25 protein-coding genes are annotated in these 24,499 nt (G+C 51.3%); 2 read left to right on the plus strand and 23 right to left on the minus strand.

Going from position 1 to position 24,499, the window contains the following annotated elements; translation table 11 throughout:
* Positions 1-15: 15 nt before the first annotated feature.
* The 5 genes from G5B42_RS09820 to G5B42_RS09840 form a co-directional block, all read right to left on the minus strand.
* Complete coding sequence (locus tag G5B42_RS09820) at positions 16-702, minus strand: hypothetical protein (protein WP_231133455.1); 687 nt, start codon at positions 700-702, stop codon at positions 16-18.
* 269 nt (positions 703-971) lie between these two features.
* Complete coding sequence (gene argS / locus G5B42_RS09825; RefSeq protein ID WP_181340297.1) at positions 972-2,696, minus strand: arginine--tRNA ligase; 1,725 nt, start codon at positions 2,694-2,696, stop codon at positions 972-974.
* 175 nt (positions 2,697-2,871) lie between these two features.
* On the minus strand, positions 2,872-3,369 hold the full coding sequence (locus tag G5B42_RS09830) for a nitroreductase family protein (RefSeq protein WP_181340298.1): 498 nt from the start codon (positions 3,367-3,369) through the stop codon (positions 2,872-2,874).
* 133 nt (positions 3,370-3,502) lie between these two features.
* Complete coding sequence (locus G5B42_RS09835) at positions 3,503-5,038, minus strand: YifB family Mg chelatase-like AAA ATPase (RefSeq protein WP_181340299.1); 1,536 nt, start codon at positions 5,036-5,038, stop codon at positions 3,503-3,505.
* Positions 5,038-5,418, minus strand: a complete 381-nt coding sequence (locus G5B42_RS09840) for a YraN family protein (protein ID WP_181340300.1) — start codon at positions 5,416-5,418, stop codon at positions 5,038-5,040. The genes G5B42_RS09835 and G5B42_RS09840 overlap by 1 nt, the downstream gene beginning before the upstream one ends.
* Before the next feature lie 179 nt (positions 5,419-5,597).
* Here G5B42_RS09840 and G5B42_RS09845 point away from each other — a divergent pair, with 179 nt between their 5' ends.
* Positions 5,598-6,050, plus strand: a complete 453-nt coding sequence (locus tag G5B42_RS09845; RefSeq protein ID WP_181340301.1) for a hypothetical protein — start codon at positions 5,598-5,600, stop codon at positions 6,048-6,050.
* Positions 6,051-6,142: 92 nt separating this feature from the next.
* Here the strand turns inward: G5B42_RS09845 and G5B42_RS09850 are convergent, their stop codons facing one another.
* The 4 genes from G5B42_RS09850 to G5B42_RS09865 all read right to left on the minus strand — a co-directional run bounded on the left by G5B42_RS09850 (position 6,143) and on the right by G5B42_RS09865 (position 9,246).
* On the minus strand, positions 6,143-6,424 hold the full coding sequence (locus tag G5B42_RS09850) for an EscU/YscU/HrcU family type III secretion system export apparatus switch protein (protein WP_181340302.1): 282 nt from the start codon (positions 6,422-6,424) through the stop codon (positions 6,143-6,145).
* A 27-nt stretch (positions 6,425-6,451) separates the two neighbouring features.
* Positions 6,452-7,501: a hypothetical protein gene (locus G5B42_RS09855; RefSeq protein WP_181340303.1), complete on the minus strand. Its 1,050-nt coding sequence runs from the start codon at positions 7,499-7,501 to the stop codon at positions 6,452-6,454.
* A 4-nt stretch (positions 7,502-7,505) separates the two neighbouring features.
* The gene (locus G5B42_RS09860; protein WP_181340304.1) at positions 7,506-8,210 is read right to left on the minus strand and encodes a ribonuclease HII; all 705 of its coding nucleotides are present in this window, start codon (positions 8,208-8,210) and stop codon (positions 7,506-7,508) included.
* Positions 8,211-8,343: 133 nt separating this feature from the next.
* Positions 8,344-9,246 (minus strand): diaminopimelate dehydrogenase, encoded by a 903-nt coding sequence (locus tag G5B42_RS09865; RefSeq protein ID WP_181340329.1) that lies wholly within the window; start codon positions 9,244-9,246, stop codon positions 8,344-8,346.
* 129 nt (positions 9,247-9,375) lie between these two features.
* On the opposite strand from G5B42_RS09865, the gene G5B42_RS09870 reads away from it, so the two are divergent.
* Positions 9,376-10,212 carry a histidinol-phosphatase gene (locus G5B42_RS09870; protein ID WP_181340305.1) on the plus strand — a complete coding sequence of 279 codons (837 nt, stop codon included), beginning with the start codon at positions 9,376-9,378 and terminating at the stop codon, positions 10,210-10,212.
* A 133-nt stretch (positions 10,213-10,345) separates the two neighbouring features.
* Here the strand turns inward: G5B42_RS09870 and G5B42_RS09875 are convergent, their stop codons facing one another.
* The 14 genes from G5B42_RS09875 to G5B42_RS09940 all read right to left on the minus strand — a co-directional run bounded on the left by G5B42_RS09875 (position 10,346) and on the right by G5B42_RS09940 (position 24,488).
* Entirely contained in the window at positions 10,346-11,302 is a 957-nt protein-coding gene (locus tag G5B42_RS09875) for a bifunctional riboflavin kinase/FAD synthetase (protein WP_181340306.1), read from the minus strand.
* Positions 11,303-11,334: 32 nt separating this feature from the next.
* Positions 11,335-12,267, minus strand: a complete 933-nt coding sequence (truB, locus tag G5B42_RS09880) for a tRNA pseudouridine(55) synthase TruB (RefSeq protein WP_181340307.1) — start codon at positions 12,265-12,267, stop codon at positions 11,335-11,337.
* A gap of 23 nt (positions 12,268-12,290) precedes the next feature.
* Complete coding sequence (locus G5B42_RS09885; RefSeq protein WP_181340308.1) at positions 12,291-13,265, minus strand: DHH family phosphoesterase; 975 nt, start codon at positions 13,263-13,265, stop codon at positions 12,291-12,293.
* A gap of 2 nt (positions 13,266-13,267) precedes the next feature.
* Positions 13,268-13,624, minus strand: coding sequence for a 30S ribosome-binding factor RbfA (gene rbfA / locus G5B42_RS09890; protein WP_181340309.1), 357 nt, complete (start codon positions 13,622-13,624; stop codon positions 13,268-13,270).
* 14 nt (positions 13,625-13,638) lie between these two features.
* The gene (infB, locus tag G5B42_RS09895) at positions 13,639-16,185 is read right to left on the minus strand and encodes a translation initiation factor IF-2 (protein ID WP_181340310.1); all 2,547 of its coding nucleotides are present in this window, start codon (positions 16,183-16,185) and stop codon (positions 13,639-13,641) included.
* A gap of 14 nt (positions 16,186-16,199) precedes the next feature.
* Positions 16,200-16,511: a L7Ae/L30e/S12e/Gadd45 family ribosomal protein gene (locus tag G5B42_RS09900; protein WP_181340311.1), complete on the minus strand. Its 312-nt coding sequence runs from the start codon at positions 16,509-16,511 to the stop codon at positions 16,200-16,202.
* Positions 16,495-16,788, minus strand: a complete 294-nt coding sequence (rnpM, locus tag G5B42_RS09905) for an RNase P modulator RnpM (protein WP_181340312.1) — start codon at positions 16,786-16,788, stop codon at positions 16,495-16,497. The genes G5B42_RS09900 and rnpM overlap by 17 nt, the downstream gene beginning before the upstream one ends.
* A gap of 24 nt (positions 16,789-16,812) precedes the next feature.
* A complete protein-coding gene (nusA, locus tag G5B42_RS09910) occupies positions 16,813-18,360 on the minus strand; it encodes a transcription termination factor NusA (RefSeq protein ID WP_181340313.1) in 1,548 nt (515 codons plus the stop codon).
* Between the two features lie 26 nt (positions 18,361-18,386).
* Positions 18,387-18,854, minus strand: coding sequence for a ribosome maturation factor RimP (locus G5B42_RS09915; protein WP_181340314.1), 468 nt, complete (start codon positions 18,852-18,854; stop codon positions 18,387-18,389).
* 164 nt (positions 18,855-19,018) lie between these two features.
* Entirely contained in the window at positions 19,019-19,396 is a 378-nt protein-coding gene (locus G5B42_RS09920; RefSeq protein ID WP_181340315.1) for a hypothetical protein, read from the minus strand.
* A gap of 227 nt (positions 19,397-19,623) precedes the next feature.
* Positions 19,624-20,511, minus strand: a complete 888-nt coding sequence (locus G5B42_RS09925) for an HD-GYP domain-containing protein (RefSeq protein ID WP_181340316.1) — start codon at positions 20,509-20,511, stop codon at positions 19,624-19,626.
* A 332-nt stretch (positions 20,512-20,843) separates the two neighbouring features.
* Entirely contained in the window at positions 20,844-22,724 is a 1,881-nt protein-coding gene (gene dxs, locus G5B42_RS09930; RefSeq protein WP_181340317.1) for a 1-deoxy-D-xylulose-5-phosphate synthase, read from the minus strand.
* A gap of 19 nt (positions 22,725-22,743) precedes the next feature.
* On the minus strand, positions 22,744-23,277 hold the full coding sequence (locus tag G5B42_RS09935; RefSeq protein ID WP_231133457.1) for a hypothetical protein: 534 nt from the start codon (positions 23,275-23,277) through the stop codon (positions 22,744-22,746).
* Between the two features lie 767 nt (positions 23,278-24,044).
* On the minus strand, positions 24,045-24,488 hold the full coding sequence (locus G5B42_RS09940) for a divergent PAP2 family protein (protein ID WP_181340319.1): 444 nt from the start codon (positions 24,486-24,488) through the stop codon (positions 24,045-24,047).
* Positions 24,489-24,499: the final 11 nt, after the last annotated feature.

Below are 24,499 nucleotides of genomic sequence, written 5' to 3' on the forward strand. Positions count from 1 at the left end.
CCTTCCTCCCATTGTTCATTTATTCTCCATCAGTTCGTTCTGCAGCAAGTTGGCAACAAACGCCATTTTTTGTCTGCGGTAACGGTTGGGCGCTTGTAAGTTGTCCAGCACTACACGGCCTTGATAAACAAAATTGATTTCGTAGTTGTAGTACTCTTTCAAAATATAATAAACAAAAGCCTCGGCGAAATCCTCATTCATCCCCATACTGCTGCTTAGACTGAAAAAGGAGGATTCTTCTTTAAACCACTGCAGAAAAAGGAGCAAACCCTCAACCGATTGGATATTGTGCAGTTTCTCCGAGAAACCTTCTTTATCCTGCCAGTAGCGGTCCTGGTCCCAAGAGATATTGACGAACTCCTTATTTAAAGGATGGGGAACAAATTTACCTTGCCAGTTAAATTTCAACCGCTCAAACTCGACTAAATGACCGATCTCATGAATGATAATCCGCAGGAGGTTAGGCAGCTTTGGCGTACCTTGAAAATGAAACTGTCCACTGTGCTCCATTAAACCCAGGTTCGCGTTGAGCAGTTTGTTCTCCCAGTCATCGTCGATGGTGAAAGTCAAATTAACTTTTTCCTTGTCAAGGTAGACAATCATCTGGGGTTTGTCGGCAAAAGAGTAGGGAGCTTCAACGATGACAAAACGATCGGGATACTCCAGTAAATAACGTAAGCCGTGTTCGCACAATAAGTCCACGCACTTTTTGAGGGCTTTAATCTGCCGTGGGGAAAGCGTAACTTTTGTAGGCGTGATATTCTTAAGAAATGCGGGTGAAGGCTGGTGTTTCGCAGGATCAAAACCCTCAAAAAGGATTCCCTGGTAATAAAAGGAGTCCTGTTCCCATCCGCAACCGGAGAGAAAAACCGTTACGGATAAACATAAAGACAAGATTCGAAGTAACGCCTTCATCGTCACACAACCTTCCACCAGGATTGGATCGTTGGAAGGTACCAACACTCCCGTTATTACATTTGCTCCGGCGCTTTGATGCCCAGCAAACCCAAACCAGTTGCTAAAACGGTTTTAACTGCCCAAACTAAAACAAGCCTTGCTCGTTGTAGATCCGGGTCATCCACCAAAACTTGGCATTCATGGTAAAACCCGTTGAATGCGTGGGCAAGGTCGATTAAATACCTGCTGATGATGGAAGGCTCATATTCATTGGCGGCACTAAGCACTTTTTCCGGGAAGAGATATAGCGTCTTGACGACGCGCAGCGCCGCCGGGTCGTTGAGTTTTTCCGGGGCAAAAGTGTCCACCTCCGGCGAAAACCCGGCTTTACGCAGAATACTGCACGCCCTGGCGTGCGTATATTGGAGATACGGGCCGGTCTCGCCCTCAAAACTCAATGCTTCTTCCCATGAGAAAGTTACATCCTTAATCCTGTTGACACTCAATGCCCCAAAAACAACGGCCCCAACCCCGACCATCTGCGCGACTTCTTCTTTCCGCGCAAGGCCGGGATTTTTCTCATTGATAATGGCCAGTGTTTTCTCGATCGCTGTCCTTAACAGGTCTTCCAGTAAAACAACCCGGCCTTTTCTCGTGGATAACTTTTCACCTTCAAGACTAACCAGGCCGAAAGGAATATGTACTAAATCTTTCGCCCAATCGTAGCCCATCAGTTCCACCACTTTGAACCACTGTTTGAAATGGAGACTTTGCGCAGCCCCCGTTACATACAGCGCTTTTACGAACTGATAGGTCTTCTTGCGGTACAGGGCGGCCGCAATATCCCGTGTGGCGTAGAGGGTACTGCCATCCTTTTTCAAAATCAAACAGGGCGGCATTCCGTAGTCTTCCAGGTTGACAATGGCGGCCCCATCGCTCTCCACCAGCAGCTGTTTCTCTTTCAACTCGTCAAGCACGGCGTCAATTTTATCATTGTAAAAACTTTCGCCGGCCATCGAGTCAAAAGAGATCTCCAGCAGGTCATAGACCCTTTGGAACTCTTCCAAACTGATATCTTTAAACCACCGCCAGAGGGAAAGGGCTTCTTCGTCCCCGTTCTCGATTTTCCGGAACCATTCGCGGGCCTCATCTTCCAACGATGGATCCTGCTCCGCTTCGGAATGAAACTTGACATATAACCGCTGCAACTCTTTGATTAGTCCTTTTTCCACCGCTTCGGCGGATCCCCATTTCTTGTAGGCGGTGATCAGCTTGCCAAACTGGGTTCCCCAGTCGCCCAAATGATTAATGCCAACACAGTTATAGCCCAGAAACTCAAAGATCTTATACAGGGCATTGCCAATCACTGTACTGCTCAAATGACCTACGTGGAAAGGTTTGGCGATATTAGGAGCCGAAAAATCAATGACAATATTCTGTCCCCCGCCGATGGCGTGTGCCCCGTAGTTGGACCCGCAAGTCATGATTTTGCCCAATACTTCTCCGGCCAGCGTAACCGGAGCCACGAAAAAATTCAGATAGGGTCCGGTCGCCTTGACCGCTTCAAAATAAGGAGCCGGATCTATTTTGGCCTCCAACTCCTGAGCAATCAAGTTGGGGGCTTTTTTCAAGATTTTACTCAATTGAAAACAGGGTAAAGCGAGATCACCCAACTTCTCGTCGGGTGGGTATTCAAGTAAAGCGTAAATCGCCTGCTTTTCCAACCCGGTCTCCGCTAACACCTTTCCTACTGTATCCGCGATTATTTCCTTATAATCAAGATAACTGTTCGTCTGCATTGCTCTCCCTTATTTCGTCATAATCCTATTTTTCACATCGGCAAAGCCTAATTGCCCTTGAACTTAACACAAGTCCCCTATTTACTATATATTACCCAAATCAGCTCTTCTTTGCAACTGAAAGATTTATTGTGAACCGCGCCAATTTATGGCCTATGGCGCCTCATGCTTTTCATCAGCAAAAACCATTGAAACTTACTAATTCTTTTAACTCCTTTTTCTTGACGACAGGAGTTTCATCCGGATAGCCTAGGGAAATCATCGAGATAAGCTCGTAGGATTCCGGGCATTTCAGCAAAGCCTTTACTTCTTCCGAGTGTTCCTTTTTATATGAATTTATCCAGCAGGTTCCCAGGCCATAGCTCCAGGCCGCCAGGAGGATATTAACTGTTGCCGCACAACCGTCTTCAAAAAAGCAAGCCGCATCCTTCCGGCAGAAAACCCCAATCATCGCATAAGCATCTTTTATAAATCTGCCATACTTGGCGAGCTGAGAAAGCTTCACTTTTAATTCCTGATCGGTCACCACCACGAAATGCCAGGGCTGATTATTGTACCCGGAAGGGGCAAGCCTGGCACAGTCTAGAATATCCATAATTATTTCCCTCGGCACTTCCTGGTTTTTGTATTTTCTAATGCTTCTTCTTGTTTTGATTACCTCGATTGCGTTCATCGTTAACCCAACCCCCCGGTGTAATGTTTTAGGGGCCACTTTTGTGGTGATTCTTATGGCCCTTTGGATCTATTTGACTTTTTCCGCAGTTTTCCTTTCCTTTAACCAATTATAACAATCTCGGTGGCGGATACTATCTCCCCTCCTGCGTCAAGAATTCCAACCGCCTGTACTGAAGGGCCTCGGCCAAATGGGCAGGTTCGATCGCTTCCTGGCCGGCCAGATCGGCAATCGTCCGCGCCACGCAGAGCAGACGGTTATAGCCCCGGGCGGTGATCCCAAAACTGCGTACCGCCGCGGCCATTAACTTCTTCCCCTCCTGATCCAAGGCACAGTATTTTTTTATTTCTTTCGGGCCCATCTGGGCGTTGCAATACAAACCTCTTCCTTTGAACCGCTCTTCCTGCCGCCGGCGGGCAGCCGTTACTCTGGCCTTGATTTGTTTTGATTCTTCTCCGTTTTTGCCGGGGGCGGTCATTTCTTCATAACGCAGCCGTGGGGTTTCCACCATAAAATCGATCCTGTCCAGCAAAGGGCCGGAGATCCGCGCTGAATACCTTTGGATCTGAGTGGGCGTACACCGGCAAGCCTGGAGCGGATCCCGGTAAAAACCACACGGACAGGGGTTCATCGCCGCCACCAGCATAAACCGGCTGGGATATACCAGGGTAAGGGTGGTGCGGGCGATGGTCACTTTGCCGTCCTCCAGTGGTTGACGGAGGACTTCCAGCACCTCCCGGGGAAACTCGGGGAACTCGTCGAGGAAAAGGACACCGTGGTGGGCTAAAGTCACTTCACCGGGCCGCGGATAGTTTCCTCCGCCGACCAAACCGGCTTTGGTGGTGGTATGGTGCGGACTACGAAAGGGGCGTTGCCGTAAAAGAGTGACGCCCGGCGGTAACAAACCGGCGATACTATAGATCTTTGTCAGTTCAAGGGCTTCTTCCTGGCTCAGGTCGGGCAGGATGGAAGGGAGCCGCCGGGCAAGCATCGTTTTTCCGGAGCCGGGCGGACCAACCAAAATTATATTATGCCCGCCGGCCGCAGCAATCTCCAGGGCTCGTTTCGCCGTTTCCTGCCCCTTGACATCGGCAAAGTCTTCCGTCTCAACAGCAGCGGCGGTTTCGGCCTGTCCCTCTGCTTTGACTGCTGGAATTTTTCCTGTTTGCAGATACTCAACCGCTTCCCGGAGATGGTAAACCGGGACTAAGTTAATCCCCCTTACGGCCAAGGCCTCTGAAAAATTACCGGCCGGTAACATCAGGAACTCCCGTCCGCTGTCGCGGGCGGCGAGCGCCAACGGTAAGACCCCGCGGACCGGCCGGATTGAGCCGTCAAGGGCCAATTCCCCGACGATGAATCCACCATTCAGGGCTTCTTCGTCAAAACAACCCTGAGCCAAAAGAATACCCAGGGCAATCGGAAGGTCAAAACCGCTTCCCTCTTTGCGTAAATCGGCCGGAGCCAGGTTAATTACGATCCGGTGGCCCGGGAAAGAAAACCCGGAATTTTTGATCGCCGCCCGCACCCGTTCTTTTGCTTCTTTGACGGCAGTATCGGCTAAACCAACTAAATCAAAGGAAGGAAGTCCGGCGGAAAGATCGACCTCCACTTCGACCGGAAACCCGTCAATGCCAACCACCGTACCACTAGTCACCTTGGCAAACATCAGTAATAGTTACCCCCTTCCACCCCAAAAGCATCGGTGATTAACTGGTAGGTAAGCAGTTTTCCTTGGCGGTCCAACTCGAGGGCAAGAATATCGAACCGGCAGGGCAGATCCTGATAATTGTGTTGTTGTAAAAAATAAAGGGCGGCGCGGACCAAATGGTTCCTTTTCCGTTTGGTAATCGCCTCCAGACCGCCGCCATAAGCTTTCCCGCTTCTGGTCTTTACTTCAACAAAGACAATTTGCGTTCCGTCTTTGGCAATCAGGTCAAGCTCCCCGTAACGGGTGTAATACTTTTGGTGCAATATCCGGTAACCCCGTTCCTCCAGGAGCCGGCGGGCGATGAATTCGCCGTAATTCCCCAGCCGCCGTCGGTCCATTACCCTCACCTTTACCAGTTTTGTGCTTAGATTTCGCGCTCCTTTTTTCTTTTCCTTCAATTTATTCCCAATAACAGTATATTTTGGCTTTTGACACCGTTATTGACCCACTTTTTTTAAACCGAATAACCTCTTGTTTTATCGTTAAAAATAGGCATAAACGGTACGGGAGAGTTTCCATGAAAACAAATAAACCGACGTTATCAATGATCATCGGTGCTTTAGCGGCCATCCCCTATGAGATACTGACCAGTGTGCTAAAACTTATGGGATACGCCAAGTACAGCGTTTTCGAGTTAAGCAGCTTGATGATTACCCTAAACCGGCCCACCCGGTTGCTTGGTGCTTTTTTATCGATGTCCTTAGGCGCCAGTATCGCGTTGATCTTATACCGTATGGCCGTCGAGCACTTCGGCTGGGAAAATCTAATTTTAAAAAGCGTTTTTCTCAACCTGCAAAGCTGGATCTTGTTGGAAGTCCTTTTTATGTGGCTGATCGAAGGACGCAATCTGATTCCGTACCGGCCAATCAGTGATTATTACGCCCAACTGTTTAGTGCTGTTATTTTTGGGGTGATCCTGGGCCTGTTGTTCAAAAAATACATAAAAACAGATTACAGATTAAAAAGATAACCTCTGCCGAACCGCCTACTATAGGAACCAGTAGTAGAATGGTTCGGAAAGGTTACTTGACAAAAAGAAGGACCTCCCTCCGGGAGAGGTCCCTAAACCAAACGCCGCTTTCCCGCCTTTTCTTCCAACTGCCAGATGAAGGCCAGGATCTCCGCGGTTAACTGGTAAGCCTCCGGCGGAATACAGCTACCAACTTCAACGCCTTCCAAGAGCTTACACAAAGCGGGGTCGGCCACCGTCGGAATTTTGGCCTGACGAGCCAACTCCAAAATGGCTTCTGCGACATAGCCTTGGCCTTTGGCCAGGACAACCGGGGCTTCGTCCTCCGCCTGCCGGTAGCGCAGGGCAATGGCTTTAATCATCTTCTCTTCCATTTTTTGACCACCCAGCAATCCGCAGCATTATAACCACCCATCAATCCGCAGCGGCTGAAGGCTCGCCGCCTCACCTGCCTGGTACTCCTCAACTTTAACCGACCGGACGGGCCAGCCTTTCGCTTCCAGATAGGCTTGCAAACCGGCAAAAAGATTCTGGCTTAAAACAGCACGATCCGCCAACACTTTCAGATTTAAGCCGGACTGATTGTTAACCCCAATAATCTCCATTTTGCCAAAGACCGGAGATTGGTAAGCTAAACAAAAAGCGTAACAGGGCTGGTTTTGTTCGCGTCCTTCCTTTTCTTCGTCTCCGTTCTTTTCCTCGGGGAAACCAAAGCCCCGTCCCGCCCAGCGGATCTCCGTCTTGGGAGTGGGGCAATAGTAAAAAAGAAGATGGGGCAAACCCGGATCCCGGTCGGCTTGCTGCCGCATAAAGATCCTCGCTTCCCGGAAAACCGCCTCCACAAGCTCGTCCCCGGTCTGCGCGGCGGGGTTTTCCTCCCCGGTATCCCCCTCCTCTTCGGCATGGCTTTTGGCCAAAAAGGGAAGGATGGGCGGTTGCACCCCGGTCTGTTGCCACATCACCTTTTGGACCGCCGGAAACAAGAGATAAAGGGCCCACAGGAGGGTCCGTGGTGCCAGCGGAATGTTCCTTGCTTGTAGAAAAGCAACGGCACGGGGATGAATTTGGACTCCCCATTCTTTTTCCGCCGTAATTAACCCCTTTTTCAGATTTAAGAGAACTTCCCGGGTCAACGGTAATTTTTCCTGGACGGCGGCAAGGAGTAGTTGCCGGCCCAAAGTTTCCTCCCCGGCAAACAATTCTTTAAAAAAGGGCAAGGTCTCCCAAAGGGTCTCCAGACGGTAAGGAGAAAGTACGACCAGTCCCGGCTCTTCCCGGAGGAGGCGGAAGACAATCTCGGCGCCGAGGGGAATCCCCTCCCCTTCCACTTTTACCGGAAAAACCCCTTGCTTTGTTCTCAGAACCACCTGCCCGTCTTTGCTTTGTTCAAGTTGCCCCTTGATAAAACCCTTCGTCCCAGGGTGATAAGGGGGTAAATATCCGGAGTTCATCTGTCTAAACTCCTTTCCGCCCCGAAGTTGCCCCCGCGGCCTGGTCCAAGGTTAACTGAAGATGCAGGTTAAAACTGCGCCGGTGGATCGGGCAAGGCCCCAGGCGGGCCAGAGCGGCGTAATGCTCGGCAGTGGGGTACCCTTTATGTTGTGCAAAACCATAGCCGGGAAAGGCCCGATCCAGTTCAACCATCAGACGGTCACGAGTAACCTTGGCCAAGACGGAAGCAGCGGCAATCGAAAGACTGAGCGCATCACCGCCGACCACCCCGCGGTGGGGTATGTCAACCCCCGCCCAGGCATACCCGTCAATCAATAAAAAATCCGGTGGCACGGGTAGGTTCCGGACCGCCCGCATCATCGCCAGCCGGGAAGCGTTTAGAATGTTTAAGCGGTCGATCTCTTCCACGGACGCCTGGCCCAGGCCATAGGGGATCTTGGCCGCCATGAGTTGTTCGTAGACAAACTCCCTTTGTTTGGCCGTCAATTTTTTGGAGTCATTTAGGTGGCCAATAAAAGTGGCGGGGGGAATAATGGCGGCCGCGGCCACCACCGGCCCGGCCAAAGGCCCGCGGCCGGCTTCATCAACTCCGGCGATCCGCCGGTAACCGGCAGCTTGCAACTGGTGTTCCAACTGATACATGGTATGTAGTCTTTCCTCTTCCCGTTGACGCCAGAGGATTTCATCCTTTTCTTTTCTCTTCCCCATGGGTCGCGCTCCTTATCTTTTCGCCCGGAAACAGTATAACTAAACCTGCCTACTGCAGGGCAGGTTTAGCTGTCACGGATTAACGCATTCCATTAGTTTTATCGGTCAAACCGGAGATTTCTGAAGCAATAATTTAGACCAGACTGGCGATGAGCTCTTCCCGCTCCCCATACAGATAATCGATGACCGGTATTTCAATCATGGTGTAACAACCCGGCTGCTGTTTTAAGCCGGCCCGGGCGGCCGCCACCATAACCTGGGCGGTGAGAGCCGGATTATTAATCCGCATCTCAAACTTGAGCAGCTGGTTATGGGTGCGCCCCGACGCTCCCTTTCTTTCCAGAAGCACACCATGGCCCATATCAATCAAACCTTGCACTTCGGGGACAAAGGTGACAACCGTTTCATCATGGACAAAATAGGGGTCTTGCTTGATTGCTTGTTCCACAACTTCCGGATCGGCCTCCGGGGCCAGCTTCACATAGACCATCCGCCGGTGCAAGCCGGTGCCAACCGGAATGGTTAAGGAAAGCGCATCCAAAACGCCGGGGATGGCCTTGACCGCCGTGGAATGCCCCATTGACATTCCGGGGCCAAAATTGGTGTAAGTAATCCCCTGCGGGGTCATAAACTGAAAGAGACACCGGATCAGCGAGTCGGTACCCGGATCCCACCCGGCGGCAATCACGGCGGTTTTCCCGTGGGTTTTGGCAATTGGCTCCAATTGCTGACGGTAATTAACCAGATCACTATGGATGTCGTAACTGTCAACCGTGTTAATACCCATGGCCAGAATTTCCGCCGCTGCTTTGGGAACCAAACGGGACGGCAAAGCAAGAAAAGCCACATCGACCGTGTCCAGCTCCGTTAAAGACGTAACCACCGGAATGCCCGTCAATTGGGCGGCGGATTTTTGCACCGATTCCGGCCGCCGCACTACACCGGCCAGTTGAAAATCGGGTGCCGTCTCAATCGCATCCACTAAAAAACGGCCAATATTACCATAGCCAATAATTGCCGCCTGGTATCGTTTCATCTTCATCAAGTCCCTCCTTAAAATATTAACTTACGGCTAAGTTTTGTTTAAACTAAACGTAAAAGGCAGGAAATAGTATGAAAGGACGGAAGTTTGTATATATAAACCAATATTAATGGAGGATTCTTCATGCGTCAAGATTATCATACCCACACTTACCGTTGTAAACACGCCGATGCCGATGTTGTCGATTATGCCGCTGTTGCTGTACAAAAAGGACTAGGGGTTTTAGGGGTAACCGATCATACCCCCCTCCCCTTCTTACCTGATACGCGTTGGAGCATGATCCGCATGGACCTGTCCGAACTGGACAGCTATGACCAGGCTGTCGAAAAAGCCCGGGTTACCTACCCGGAACTGACGATCTTAAAAGGCATGGAATGCGAATATAGTCCGGAATACAGCTCCTTTTACCGGGAAGAGTTATTGGGAAAAAGGAAATTTGACTACTTAATCGCCGGCAACCATTTTGTTCCCTATAATGGTAGCTGGGTGGGAGTCCATTCCTACTTGAAGAGCAAAGAAGCGTTGCTGGCCTATGCCGACCATATGGTCGAAACGATCGCTTCCGGCCTCTTTGCCTTCATCGCCCATCCCGACCTCTTTGGCAACTCCTATGAATTCTGGGACGAACACGCCATTGAGTGTGCAAAACGGATTCTGGAAGCCGCCGCGGCCTATAAAGTTCCCTTAGAGGTCAATGCTTATGGGTTGCGAAAACCGATGCTTAAAACCACGGCCGGGCTCCGTCCTCCCTATCCCCTCTCCCCTTTCTGGGAATTGGCTGCCGGTTATAAAGGAATTACGGTCGTTGCCAACTCCGATGCCCACCAGCCAAAGGATGTGGGCGAAACCGCGGCGGTGGAGAGACTGATCGATCAGTACGGTTTGCGACGGGCCGACCTGTCTTCCTTGGCAAATCGCACTCACCACCGGGCGCCCGTTGCCCGCTGCGCGGGCGAGTGATTGCCTTTACCCCCAATACACTGCCCCACATGGGCTAATTGGTCTTATCCGCTGACTTGAACTTGGCACAGTATTCCTGGCGAAGTGAAGGTTAAAAAAGGGCCGAAGTGACATGGCCCCTTATTTTTTAAGTTCAATTGCAAGCTTTCTGCGCCAGAATCCTCCGGCGAAGTTCTTCCCCTTGTTTCCGGTCGAGAAGCAACTGGGCTTTTAACGCTTCGGGCGAAGCGAATTTCCGTTCCTCCCGTAAAAAATGTAAAAACTCCACGGTTAAAAATTCTCCATAGATTTCGCGGGAAAACTGATCAATAAAAACTTCCACCAACGGAACGCAGTGGTCGAAAGTGGGTTTGCAGCCAACATTGGCCAAACCATAATATACCTCCGCGTTAAGGAAGACCCGGACAAAATAGGCACCGAACTTCGGGAGTAACCGGCCGGCCGGGTAAGACAGATTGGCGGTGGGAAAACCTAGAACTCTGCCCAGCCCCTGTCCCCTACTGACAATACCGGACAGACTAAAGGGCCGGCCAATCATTTCATTGGCGGCCTCCAGTTCTCCTTGCTGTAAATAAGTGCGGATCTGCGTACTGCTGACAATCCTTCCCCGCACCTTGACCGGGGGCACCACTTCGCTATAACATCCGTGTTTCTGCATATAAGTTAAGATCAAATTGGTGTCACCGGTACCCCTGATCCCAAAGCGAAAATCATGCCCCACCACCAGCGCCCGAACCCCCAAAGCCAGCAGTTGATCTAAAAAGGGCGTCGGTTCCATGGCGGCCAGCTCCGGAGTGAAGTCCAAAAGAAGGGTGCCGTCGATTCCCAGCGCGGCAAAGCGCGCGCAACGCTCCTCGACGGAGAGAAGAAGCCCGGGTGCTTCCCCCTTTAGAATCTTTGCTGTATGATCCCGGAAAGTCACCACCACGGCCAGCCACCCATGGGCGCGACCAAGCTCTTTCACCCGCGCCAATATTTTTTGGTGCCCGCGGTGTACCCCGTCAAAGTTACCGATCGTCACCACCAAGCCGGAAGCAGCGGTTTTGGCCAGTTCTGTTTGCATCATCGAAAACGAATTCCATAGTTTCATCCGCCCATTCCTCCCCGCAGCGGTGCTATTTTTTAAGTGAGAACGCGTACTGGTTGCCAAAAAGCGGGTGGCCCTTGGTGGTATTTTAGAACGGCAAGCAGAGAACCATCAACATCCACCGCCTGCACCAACCCCCGGTCCAGACAGGCCTCCGGGGGCGGTATCTCCGTTAAATCACGGGGGAAAAGCCGACCGCCGTTCCGAATCTGTCCGGCATTGGTTTCATTTAACCGCACCATGGGCAGATGGGACAAGGCGGCGGACGGTGGGATCAAATACTCCCTCAGCTTGCCGGCGTTTACCACCTGCGCCAGTTCATCCAAGGTCAGGGCTTCGGCCAACCGGAATGGACCGGAAGCCAAGCGGACCAAATCACCCATACAACCACCCACCCCTAGGTGGGCACCGAGATCGTGACAAAGGGTACGGATATAGGTCCCCCGTGAACACTCAATTAAAAGGACCGGCCCTTCTTTAAAGCCGTAGACGGGAAGTAAGGGCTCAGCTACTTCCAAACGGTAAATGGTAATCTTTCTTTTCGCCCGGTTAATTTCCTTCCCGGCCCGCGCCAGTTTATATAAAGGTTCCCCGTTTATTTTCACCGCCGAATACATCGGCGGGGTTTGCTCTTGCTCACCGGTGAAGAAGGCCAGGGCGGCCAGCAACTTTTCCCGGGAAACCTCCGTCTCCGGCTGGACGGAAAGCTCCCGGCCGGTCAGATCTTGCGTATCGGTTGACAAACCTAGGACCAGACGCGCCCGGTACATTTTCCTTTCTTCATCCAGGAAAGAGATTAGTTTCGTTGCTTTCCCAATCGCTAGGACCAACACGCCGGTGGCCATCGGATCCAGCGTGCCGGTATGGCCGATCCGGCGTTCCGCCAAAATCCGGCGGGCTTGCGCCACCACTTGGTGGGAGGTATAACCCGAAGGTTTGTTTATAACCAAAAAACCATTGTTCGTCATCGTAAAAAAGCCATTTCTTCCCCCTAATTCTCTTCAAAATACTTGTTGACGAAGGAAAGCACCTCCGCCATCACCGCCGATAAAGAACCTTTCACGGAGCAGCCGGCTGCCCGTAAATGCCCGCCACCCCCAAAATGGGCCGCCAGACGGCTTACATCCACACCGGCTTTCGACCGCCAGCTGATCTTCACTTCGCCGGGTTTCATTTCTTTAAAAAATAAGCCAACCTCGACCCCCCGGATCGAGTTGGTGTAATTGACATAGCTTTCAATCTCTTCCATTTCCACCTCGTATCTCCGGATCATCTCCTGGTCTAAATACATCCAGGAATAACGCTGGTTGCCGGAGATCTGCAGGGTGGAAAGGACTTCGCCCAAGAGACGGATGGAAGCGTAACTTTTCTCCTCATAAACGCGTTCGGCAATCTGCGAAGGCGATATTTTGTAGTCTTCGACCAAGCGCGAAGCGATGGACAATACTTCTCCGGTCGTGTTCGAATAGCGGAAAAAGCCGGTATCAGTGGCAATCGCGGTGTAAAGCGCGCTGGCGATTGCCGCATCAATCGGAAAAGCGCATTTCTCCAGCAAGTGATAGATGATCTGCCCGGTCGCCGAGGCTTCGGGCAACACCAAGTTCACCTGACCAAAATGGTCGTTGGAAATATGGTGATCGATATTGACCAGCAAGGGTTCGCCAGTGAAGATTTCCTCCGGTAACTCAAGACGCATCCGCTCCGCGCAATCAACACTGATCACCACTTCCGGACGAAAGGTTGGCTGTTTAACCGTTTTTTGAACCCCCGGCAGAAAGTGGAAGGTGAGGGGTACCCCGTCGGGCAGAATCATATCCACTTGCTTGCCGACCATTTCCAAAGACAAGCCAAGGGCCAACAAAGAACCGATCGCATCACCGTCGGGATGCTGATGACAACCAAGCGTAAATCGGTCGTGTTTTTTTAACGTAGCGATCACTTGCTCCCAAGAAGAAGGTAAACTCAAAGTCAGTCTTCGCCTCCCTCTTTCTTGATTTCGTTGAGGAGCGAAAGGACTTTGGCCCCTTCTTCCAGTGAATTATCGAAAACAAAGCTAATCTCGGGTACATACCGCATGCGGATCCTTTTTCCCAGCTCGGAACGGATGTAGCCCTTTGCGCTTTCCAACCCTTCCATGGTCGCGGTTTGCTGCTGTTTATCGCCAAAGACACTGATATAGATCTTGGCATGCCCAATGTCCCGCGAAACCCGGACGTTGGTAATCGAAGCAAAACCAATCCGTGGGTCTTTAAGGTCCTTTTGCAGTATGTTGCCGAGTTCTTCTTTGATCAATACCGCAAGGCGTTCCGCCCGGTATTCGGACATCCTTGACCCTCCCTTTATTTCAGCGAATCCTCGGTGGTGGTCTTTTTAATCTCTTCGGTGGTAAAGGCTTCGATGACGTCGCCCTCTTTAATATCGTTGAACCTTTCCAGGCCGATACCACATTCAAAACCGCTGGCCACTTCGCGAACGTCGTCTTTAAACCGTTTCAGGCTATTAATTATTCCTTCAAAGACAACCACATTATCCCGGAGCACCCGCGCTTCGCTGTTGCGCGTGATCTTTCCTTCGGTAACGTAGCAGCCGGCCACGGTGCCTACTTTCGGCACCTTAAAGGTAGCCCTGACTTCAGCCCGCCCCAGCACCACTTCGCGGTATTCGGGTTCGAGCATCCCTTCCATGGCTTTTTTCACATCATCGACAATATCATAGATAATCCGGTACAGACGAACGTCCACATCTTCCCGTTCGGCAACGCGTTTGGCAATCGGGTCCGGACGGACGTTAAACCCAATGATAATCGCCCCCGACGCGGAAGCTAACATCACATCGCTTTCACTGATCGCACCGACGCCGCCGTGAATAACTCGCACGCGGACCTCATCGTTGGAAAGACGCTCCAAAGAAGATTGAATTGCCTCCACGGAACCCTGAACATCCGCCTTCAGGACGATATTTAACTCCTTCATTTCGCCTTCTTTAATCCGCGCAAAAAGATCTTCCAGCTTGAACTTTTGTTCCCGTTTCAGGCTCTGTTCGCGCCGGAACTGCTGACGTCTGTCCGCCAGTTGCCGTGCAGTCTTTTCATCAGTCACGTAGAAGATGTCGCCGGCTTCGGGGAGATCATCAAAACCGACCACTTCCACCGGAACCGAGGGACCGGCTTTCTTCACAGTTTTCCCCTTGTCATTAACCAAAGCCCGGACTTTTCCCGAAACCTCGCCAGCGATAATCGTATCCCCTTGTTTCAGGGTCCCGTTCTGGACCAAAACGGTGGCCACCGGACCGCGTCCCTTATCCAGCTTTGCTTCGATGACCGTTCCTTTGGCCGGCCGGTCGGGATTGGCTTTTAACTCCCGCATCTCGGCCACCAGGAGAATCATCTCAAGGAGCTCCTCAAGACCCTGCTTTTTCAAGGCGGAGACTTCAACGCAGATCGTATCACCGCCCCATTCCTCGGGCACCAAACCATACTGGGTCAGTTCCTGCTTGACCCGATCGGGGTTGGCTGTTGGTTTATCGATCTTATTAATCGCCACAATAATCGGCACATCAGCCGCTTTTCCGTGGTTAATCGCTTCAACCGTCTGCGGCATTACGCCGTCGTCGGCGGCCACCACCAAGACGGCAATATCCGTCACCTGGGCACCACGGGCGCGCATCGCGGTAAAAGCTTCGTGCCCGGGTGTATCTAAGAAAGTGATCTTTTTATCGTTAATCTCAACTTGATAGGCGCCAATATGCTGTGTAATCCCCCCGGCTTCGGAAGCGATCACATTCGTCTGCCGAATCGCATCAAGGAGTGAAGTTTTACCATGGTCGACGTGGCCCATGATCGTCACCACCGGCCAACGGGGTTTAAGCGACTCGGGGCTGTCTTCAATCTCCTCAATCAAAAGCGTTTCTTCTTCGGTCGGCGCCCCTTCCACGGTTACGTTAAATTCCGCCCCCACTAAAATGGCGGTGTCCAGATCGATTTCCTGGTTGATGGAAGCCATCACGCCAAGGCCGATCAATTTCTTAATGACTTCGGAGACGGAAACCTCAATCGCCTGGGCAAACTCTTTCACGGTAATCCGTTCCGGGATCTGCACAAATTTGACATTTGTGGTGGGATGGGCCGGTGCCGGCTTTTTCGCTTCCGGTCTCTTCTTGTGGGGCTGAACCTTGTTGAAATTCTCCTTCTCCTTGGCTTGCCATTTTTGTGTTTTAGGGTCGTGTTTTTTCCGTCCATCATCTTTACCAGCCGGTTTGCCGGCCGGGGATGTTGCCCATCCACGTTGGCCGGAAGGGGCCGCCTTCACCGGTTTACCCGGGCCACCGGCCGGAGCGGGACGTCCGGTTCGTTCGCCACCCTTGCCTTTGGTGGCCGGGGCCCGCATTCCGCCTTTCCCGTCTACGGCCTGGGAACGGGTACCAGTCGGAGGATGGGTTGGTTTTCCCCCGGCGGTTGGTGGTTTCACCGGTGTTGGTCGCCGTTGCTCCGTCTCTTTTTTAACCGCCGCCGGTCGGTCACTCGGTGCAGCCGTCTTCGGTGGTGGATCTTTTGGTGTTCTTACCGGTCCATTGGTTTTCTCCGCCGGTTTTACTTTCGGTTTTCCCCTTTCCTGATCGACGGGTTCCGTTTTTTTCTCCGGCTCCGTCTTTGCTTTGGCCGCCGGTACCGTCACCCCAGTCGGCTTTGCCGTTTCTTTTGTTTCCCGCCTAGGAGTAGACTTGCCTTCGGGGTTGAAGGAAGCCCGCACTTTTGCGATATATTCTTCCTCCACGGTGCTCATGTGATTTTTCACACCGGCGCCCATTTCGTTAAGGATTATCAACAGATCCTTACTTTGAATCCCAAGTTCTTTACTGAGTTCATAAACACGCATTTTAGTAGCCATAAAACCACCTCCGATTATTCCATCCGGGCCGCAAGCAACTGCTTTTCAATGGCCTTCGCCATTTCCGGCGTAAGGACACCAACCACAGCCAGGGTCTTTTTTCCTAAAGCCCGCCCCAATTCTTCCTGCTCTGCGATACAGTACATACGAACATGATGCGCACGGCAGAGCCGCGCAATCTTCTCTTTTGTATGCGGCGATGTGTTGGTGGCGAGGAGAACAAGGCTTAACTTCCCACCTGTCGCGGCCTGGGCAGTAGCGGTAAAACCAAGGGTCAACTTCCCGGCTTTCCGCGCGATCCCGAGAAAATTAAGGAGTCTCGTCATGAACAATCCCCATCATTAATTCGGTTTTCAATTTCTCCTTCAACTCGGGGCCGACTTCAACCTCCAGTTTGTTTGCCAACAAGTTGCCCTTTAAAGCCTTTTCCAGACAGGAAGAAGAAGGACAGATATAACAACCCCGGCCTGACTTTTTACCGGTAAAGTCGACCAACACTTCCAACTCCGGTGTTCTCACGATCCGGATGAGTTCTCTTTTCGCACGCACCGTATTACAGCCAATGCAAGTCCGTTGCGGGATTTTCCGTTGCCGTGTCGCCATCACTTCTCCCTCCGCTTCGTCCCACTACTTCTTTTTCTTCTCCTCTTCACTCAGTTTAAATTTCTTCTTCAACTCTTCGGAAAGGAGTTGCCCAATGGTAAACCCGGAACCGCCCTCTTCCGTGAAAACAAGCTCGCTGTCATCTTCAACCGCCACTTCCGGTTCGGAATCGGCACTGGCGTCTTTAAATAGATCAAATCCTTCTTCCACTTCATCAAGGAACTCTTTAACCCGCTGCTTCGCCCGTTTCTTGGACTTCTTCTTCTTGGGTTCCTCACGGATAAAGTCTTCCTCCGCCTCCTCATCCTCATCAGGAGTGAAGTCCGGTTCCTCTACCTCATCGTCCGCCGGTAAATCCGTTTCTTCCCACAACTCCTCTTCTTCATCCCATGCTTCGTCTGTCTGTTCTTCCGCTTCCAAGTCTTCCCCGGTCAGTTCGGTTAACTCCTCACCGGTGCCAAGTACTTCTTCCCAATCATAGGTTTCTTCCTGGTAGCTTTCCTCCTCAGCAAGTAAGGCTTCAATCTCTTCCCGGCATTCTTCGGCTTGGCTTTCACTTTTGATGTCAACCTTCCAACCGGTTAACCGGGCCGCCAAACGGGCATTTTGTCCCTCTTTCCCAATGGCCAGGGACAACTGGTTATCCGGAACGATCACAATCGAACTTTTCTTGCTGGGGAGCAGTTTTACCTCCGTAACTTTCGCCGGACTAAGCGCTCTGGTAATATAGCGGGCCGGGTCCTCATCCCAAAGGACCAAATCTATTTTTTCACCCTTCAGTTCCCGCACCACCATCTGGACACGGGAACCTTTTGCCCCAACACAAGCGCCAATGGGATCCACGTTCTCAAATTTACTATAGACCGCCACCTTCGAACGGGCGCCCGGTTCCCGGGCAATATTCTTGATCTCGACGATTCCTTCCTGGATCTCGGGAACTTCAAATTCCAGCAACCGTTTCAGAAAACCGCTCCGTGCCCGTGATAAAATGATCTGGGGTCCTTTCGAGCCTTTTTTCACCTCGGCCAGATACGCTTTGATCCGCGCCCCGTGCTCAAAACGCTCACCAGGAATCTGTTCGTGGGGAGGTAAAATTGCTTCCGTTTTCCCTAAATCCACGTAAACCGTTTTTTGTTCAAACCGGCGTACCGTACCGGTGATTAAATCATCCACGCGGGAAGAATATTCATTATAGATCATGGTCCGCTCCGCTTCGCGAATCCGTTGGACGATAATTTGCTTCGCGGTCTGCGCGGCAATGCGGCCAAATTCTTTCGGGAAAATTTCAAACTCGACCAGGTCTTTCAACTGGTAACTGGGATTGATCGCTTTGGCCGCGGCCAGATTAATCTGCGTATTTTCATCTTCCACTTCCATGACGACTTCTTTATAGGTGTAAATATGGAACTCACCGGTCTCCGGGTCCAAAACGACCTTTAAATTGCTGCTTTTTCCCTGGTCTTTTTTATAGGCAGATAAAATAGCTGATTCAATCGCCTCAATTAAAATCTCCTTGGCAATCCCCTTTTCCCTTTCCACCATATTTAATGCTTCAATCAACTCGCGATTCATCCGAATATCCTCCCCTTAACTCGTCCTCAATCTATAATCTGCAAACGAGCTTTCGCTATCATTTCCCATGGTATATCCAAGGTCACGCCGTTTACTTCCACGCTGACCTGGCTCTCGGGCTGAGCGGACCAGCCTTTCAGACGGCCTCTGATCTTCCTCTTTCCCTGCAAGGGGGCGAAAAGACTGATCTCTACACCCTGACCGGCAAAGCGTTGAAAATGTTCTGGTTTCGTCAAAGGCCGCTCTAAGCCGGGAGAAGATACTTCTAAAAGATAAGCGGTGGGAATCGGATCTTCCTCGTCCAAAACGGCGCTTAGCCGTTTACTGAACATCTCACAGTCATTGATCCCAATTCCTTCAGGGCGATCGATGAACACCCTGAGGAGCCGTTGTGCTCCTTCCCGCGTTAACTCCACATCCACTACTTCGTAATTTAGTTCCGCGCCGACTTTTTCCGCCAGTTTCCAAAGGATCTCTTTTAAACCTTGCCCCATATGTACGCTCCTTTTTCCTGAATAATTATGGACACAAGACAAAAAGTGGGTTGAAAACCCACTCCTTCTTCCACAGCTTCTTCGAATACTTAAAGTTTACCACAGTTTAATCCCTTTGACAAGGCTAACCAAAGAATTAACTGAAGCTCCTTTCGCCCGATTCTTCATTCTGGAAAAGAATCAAAGATAAAGTCCCAAATTTCATTCGCCGCATCCAAAATTGTCTCCGCTTCCTCAGCGGTAGCGACGGAACCAGCTTCATCCAGGAATAAGCCGATATTTTCCGCCAGGAGAAGGACTTCCGAATCGCGGGCGATACATATTGCCCAAAGTTGTTTGATGGTGCAATCGGCAGACGGGCTTTCAACCTCTCCCCGGGCCAAAAGATAAGCAAGCAAAAGATTACCCACCGCCGCCCGGCAATTTTCATAAACACCAGTCGGGTCCTGAGTTTGCTCGGCGGTCGTCAGGAACCGGTCGGCTTCGGCCAAGAGCGCATCGACTTGCTTTTCGGTCTCTACCATCCCCTGCTTTTCTTCCATTTAGACAACCTCCTATTCTTCTTCTGTTGGTTTAAAGCGCGCGGTAAACCCTGGCGTCATGGTCACCGGCATATTGCCGTCAACAAGCAGCGCCGCCAGTTCTTGCCGGCCAGTATACGTTCCCGGTCCTCAGCTTGGGCCACAAAAAACGCGGTCGAAAAAAGATCGGCTCATGGCCGAATCGGTTTTCTCCAAAAAAAGACGACCCTGGCGGGTCTGTTGTTTTTTTAGTAAAAATCAGAACAAAGGACCAAGTCCTCAAGCCGGAATTTCATAATTTCCTGGTTTTTGACACGTTGCTGAATTCGGGAGAGCTTCTCAATCCCCAATTCTTCCAAAGCCTTTACACATTCCGGACAAAACTGGACGCCCGCCAGGCTATGCACCTCGGTAAAGGCCTCCTCCATCGAACGGGCGGCCCGGTAAGGACGTTCACTGGTCATGGCGTCCAATGCATCGGCCACCGCAAAAATACGGGCCAATAAAGGGATTTTTTCACCCTTTAATCCCAAAGGATATCCGGTGCCATCATAACGCTCATGGTGAAGCAGAATTATATCCGCGGCGTCATTAAGGAAATCAAGCTCATGTATTATATCATAACCCAATTCGGGATGGCGTTTGATCATCTCCCATTCCTCGGGAAGCAGTTTGGTTTTTTTCAAAAGAATCCGGTCGGGGACACCAATTTTGCCAATATCATGAAGGTAACCGGCCAAAGCAATCTTTTTCAGTTCGGATTGGGAAAGTCCCATTTGTTCGGCCAGGGCTGTGGCGTAGGCCGCCACCCGCGTCGAATGATCCCAAGTGTCATGATCCCGGCACTCTAAAGCATGGAGCAAGGCTTTAAGCGCCCCTTCGTTTGCCTTTTTCAGTTGGGAAAAGCTTTTTTTCTGCCGGTTCTTATGCTCTCTAAGCTGTTGCCGAAAGGTAAACAGGTAGTAGAACGAATAAGAAAGCAACAAAAGGAAAATGGAGACAACCACAAAAATATAGGTTAAAAATTCCTTTCGGGTGAGGATCGGAAAAAGGATTTTACGATACAAATAATAGGCTCCTGCTAAATAAACAATCGGAACAGCCACTAATCCCAGGACTAATGGTTTTTTCTTCATTATGTTCATTCCTAATCAATTAGTAATAACAGTAGGGATCATGGTACGGGACCAAAACATTTTCGAATTACCAGAGTAATTTAGGTAATACCGACGGCAATTTTAGTCTCCGGCCAGCAGAATGACCATTAAGCCAATTTCCAACCCAGTTGCAGATAGAAACGAACAAATGCTTACGAAAAGCTCCCTCCCTTGGATTTAAGGACAAAAAAAATGGTTGAATAAAATTTTATTATCACATTCGACGTTTGGGGAAATATTCCTGCTAATTTGAGAATACAATTTCCTGCTTGTGCCAAATTTATGTCAGGGAGAAAATACCACTCGACCCCTTATTTTTTTCCGCTTGCCAACGTCAAGCGGCGACCGGCGACCGACCGGAAGATTCCTTCCGCCGTTAAGCCATAAAGTTCATGGAGTTCCGGGATAGTCGCGGTTTCAATAAATTGATCCGGATACCCCAGACGGGTAATCTGTACGTGTTGGATTCCCGCTTCGGCCAGTAATTCCAAGACGGCCGACCCAAAACCACCGGTTAACACATGGTCCTCCACGGTAATGAGGTGGGGAACCCGCCGGGCCCAATCAAGAATAGTCTGCTGGTCCAAGGGTTTGACAAAACGGGCATTAATCACGGCACAATGTATCCCTATGTTTTTCAGGAGATCTGCCGCCGTCATCGCTTTGTGCACCATCGGACCAAGGGCCAGAATTGCCGCATCGTCACCTTCTCTCAGTACTTCTGCTTCCCCAGACTTGAAAGCCTGGACCGTACTGAGGCTGCCGCCGGTGCCTTGGCCACGGGGGTAGCGGATGGCTACCGGTTTGTCCATTTTCAAGGCGAGCAAGAGCATTTGGCGCAGCTCATTTTCGTCCTTCGGCACCATAATCGTCAGCCCGGGCATCATGCGAAGATAAGCAAGGTCAAAGACCCCGTGGTGGGTTGGCCCGTCCTCCCCGACAACCCCGGCCCGGTCAATGGCAAAAACAACGGGAAGGCTCTGCAAGCAGACGTCATGCAGAATCTGGTCGAATGCCCGTTGCAGAAAAGTGGAGTAAATGGCCACCACCGGCTTCATCCCGGCCCGTGCCAGACCGCCGGCCATCGTCACGGCATGTCCTTCCGCAATCCCCACATCAAAAAAGCGTGCGGGGAAGGCTTGCGAAAACTGCCGGAGGCCGGTACCTTCCGTCATCGCCGCGGTAATGGCCACAATCCGCTCATCCTCCGCCGCCGCCTTCACTAAAGTGGCCCCGAACACCTCCGTGTAAGTGGGAGGTCCGCTGTGGTTCGGCAGTTTTCCGGTGCTGACCTCAAACCCGGGCACACCATGGAAACGGATGGGGTCTTTTTCCGCCGGGGGATAACCCTTTCCTTTTTTTGTCCGCACATGAATAAGAACCGGTCCTTGGCGGTGTGCGGCATCCGTGAGCGTCTGCGTTAACTGTCGTAGATTATGCCCGTCGACCGGGCCGATATAAGTAAAACCGAGTTCCTCAAAGAGGATGCCGGAGATGACCATGTATTTTAAGCTGTCCTTTATTTTGTCCAAATAGCGAAAAGTGGTCTCCCCGACTTTTGGGATCTTCTGGATGAACTGTTCGAGGTCGGCACGGAATTTATACAAGGTGGGGTTGAGGCGCGCTTGGCTCAAATAAGTGGAAAGCGCACCCACGTTCGGCGCGATTGACATCTCATTGTCGTTAAGAACAACGATTAAATTGGTTTTTAAGTGCCCGGCATTGTTCAGGGCTTCAAAGGCCAGTCCGCCGGTGAGTGAACCATCACCGATCACCGCCACCACTTTATAATCCTCGCCCCGCAGGTCCCTGGCCTTCGCCAGGCCAAGGGCGACCGAGATCGAAGTACTGCTGTGCCCGGTTGCAAAGACATCATGGGGGCTCTCCTCCGGTTTGGGAAAACCGCTGATCCCGCCCCGCTGCCGGAGGGTGTGAAAATCCTGCCACCGGCCGGTGACAATCTTATGGACATAAGATTGATGCCCCACATCCCAGATGATTTTGTCTTCCGGGCTGTTGAATACTTTATGCAGCGCCAAGGTGAGCTCGACCACGCCCAAATTGGGCGCAAGATGACCGCCTCGCTTGGCGACGGTTTCAATCAGAAGATTCCGGATCTCGGCCGCCAAATCCTCCAGTTCGGTGTAGGACATTTTCTTTAAATCCTCAGGCAATTTTCGGTCCGCAAGCATCTGGCATAAAACCCCACTCTTATTTTGAAGTCTTGTTCTTTATTCTTCTATTCTTCCCCCGCTGCGGCCGCCGGCCAAACAGAACTTCAACTTTCTCCAGGAGAAAGGCCACATTAAGCAAGATCATGGTGGAATTTCTGATGGCAAAGGCTTTACCGGCGGCTTTTCCGCCGACTGTCAGGGCGGAGATCAACCCCACCACCAACAGGGAGATCAAATCACGGTACGCCACCAAATCATGGTTGACCACAAAATTAATGACCAATGCAGCACCAATCGAGCCACTCACCGTCCCACAGATATCGCCGACCACGTCGTTACAAAAGTTGGCCACCTGGTCCGCTTTACGGACCAACTCAACACCTTTTTTGGCCCCCGGTACCCGGTCGCTGGCCATGGCATGGAAGGGTTTTTCGGTCGCGGCCGTGGTGGCGGTTCCAACGATGTCAAAGATGATGCCTAAAAAAATAACGGCAAGCAAAACTAAGATCGAAACCCATAAGGCGGTCCGGGCTTGGGTCAACTGAAACAAGACCGAAATGGAAATAGTCAAAAAAAAAGTCAGGATTCCGACTCGAAAAGCGCCCGCCAAACAAACTCCCCCAACTTCACTTTGCTCGCTCTGTTTCCGTTCATCTACTCTATTTACTCTATTTCCGTATGTATACGAAGATGGTCAATTATTGGGTAAACATTGTGGCTTAAGGTCCAGTAGGTTTTCCCGGTGTTCTCCGGAACGTCACCGTCCCGGCGGTTTCCCTTTATGAACACCTTACCGCGTCGCCGCCGGTAAAACTGGATCACCACTTAGTCCACACCGCAATCCCCAATAATTGTCCCCCGTGGGAATAGCCTAGGAGTTTTCCTCAACGGAAAGGATCGTTTCTAGCCTCTTTTGCAGGATGGGTTTCAAACGGCAAAGAGCAATGTTCTCAGGCCTTCAAGAACATTACTTGGTACCCGTTATCCTCGCCACCCCACCTCAAGGCAGGCTACACTGCATCGATATTTCGTGAGCGTAAAAGCTCCTTCCACACCGTATGCAGGTTCCCATCCCAAGCCGTAGTTAGGCCCGTAAGCTTCCCCACGCACTTGGGTCTCCGCGGTAAGGGGTCTTCGCCCGCATGCCTTTGCGGGGTGCCCCGTTACCTTAACCCCCAGCACCGCCCCCGACTGGGCGTCAGCGGCTAGCACCAGGGACTTCATCGATGTGCCCTTGACGGATTTTTAGGCCCGTCTTCGAAACGACTTTCCGACTAGGATACTACACCATCTTCTGTGTACCATACATTATAACACATAACACGAACTTTTTAAAATTTATTTTGCCGCCACCAACCACCAGCCAAAAAAGACCCCGAGCAAAGATCCGACGATCACTTCCACCGGAGTATGGCCGATCAATTCTTTCAATCGTTCATGGTGAAACTCCCGTTCCCCAAAGAGCTCCTGCACCATCTTATTCAAAACCTGCGCCTGTTTGCTGGCGGCCAACCGCACCCCGGCCGCATCATACATCACCACTAAAGCAAAGACCAAAGCCAGGGCAAAATTGGTTGACGCCCAGCCGTCGGTCAGCCCGACACCCGTCGCCAACGCCGACACAAACGCCGAGTGGGAACTGGGCATCCCCCCTGCGCCGACAAAGCGACGGAAATCCAACTTTTTCTGTTTGATCAGGAACAATAACCCCTTTAGAACCTGGGTTACCAACCACGCGAGGAATGCGCTCCAAAAGACCGTGTTTTCTGAAAATCCGCCCATTTTTTCCTCCT

The sequence above is a fragment of the Capillibacterium thermochitinicola genome, from assembly GCF_013664685.1.
GTDB classification, from domain to species: domain Bacteria; phylum Bacillota; class UBA4882; order UBA10575; family UBA10575; genus Capillibacterium; species Capillibacterium thermochitinicola.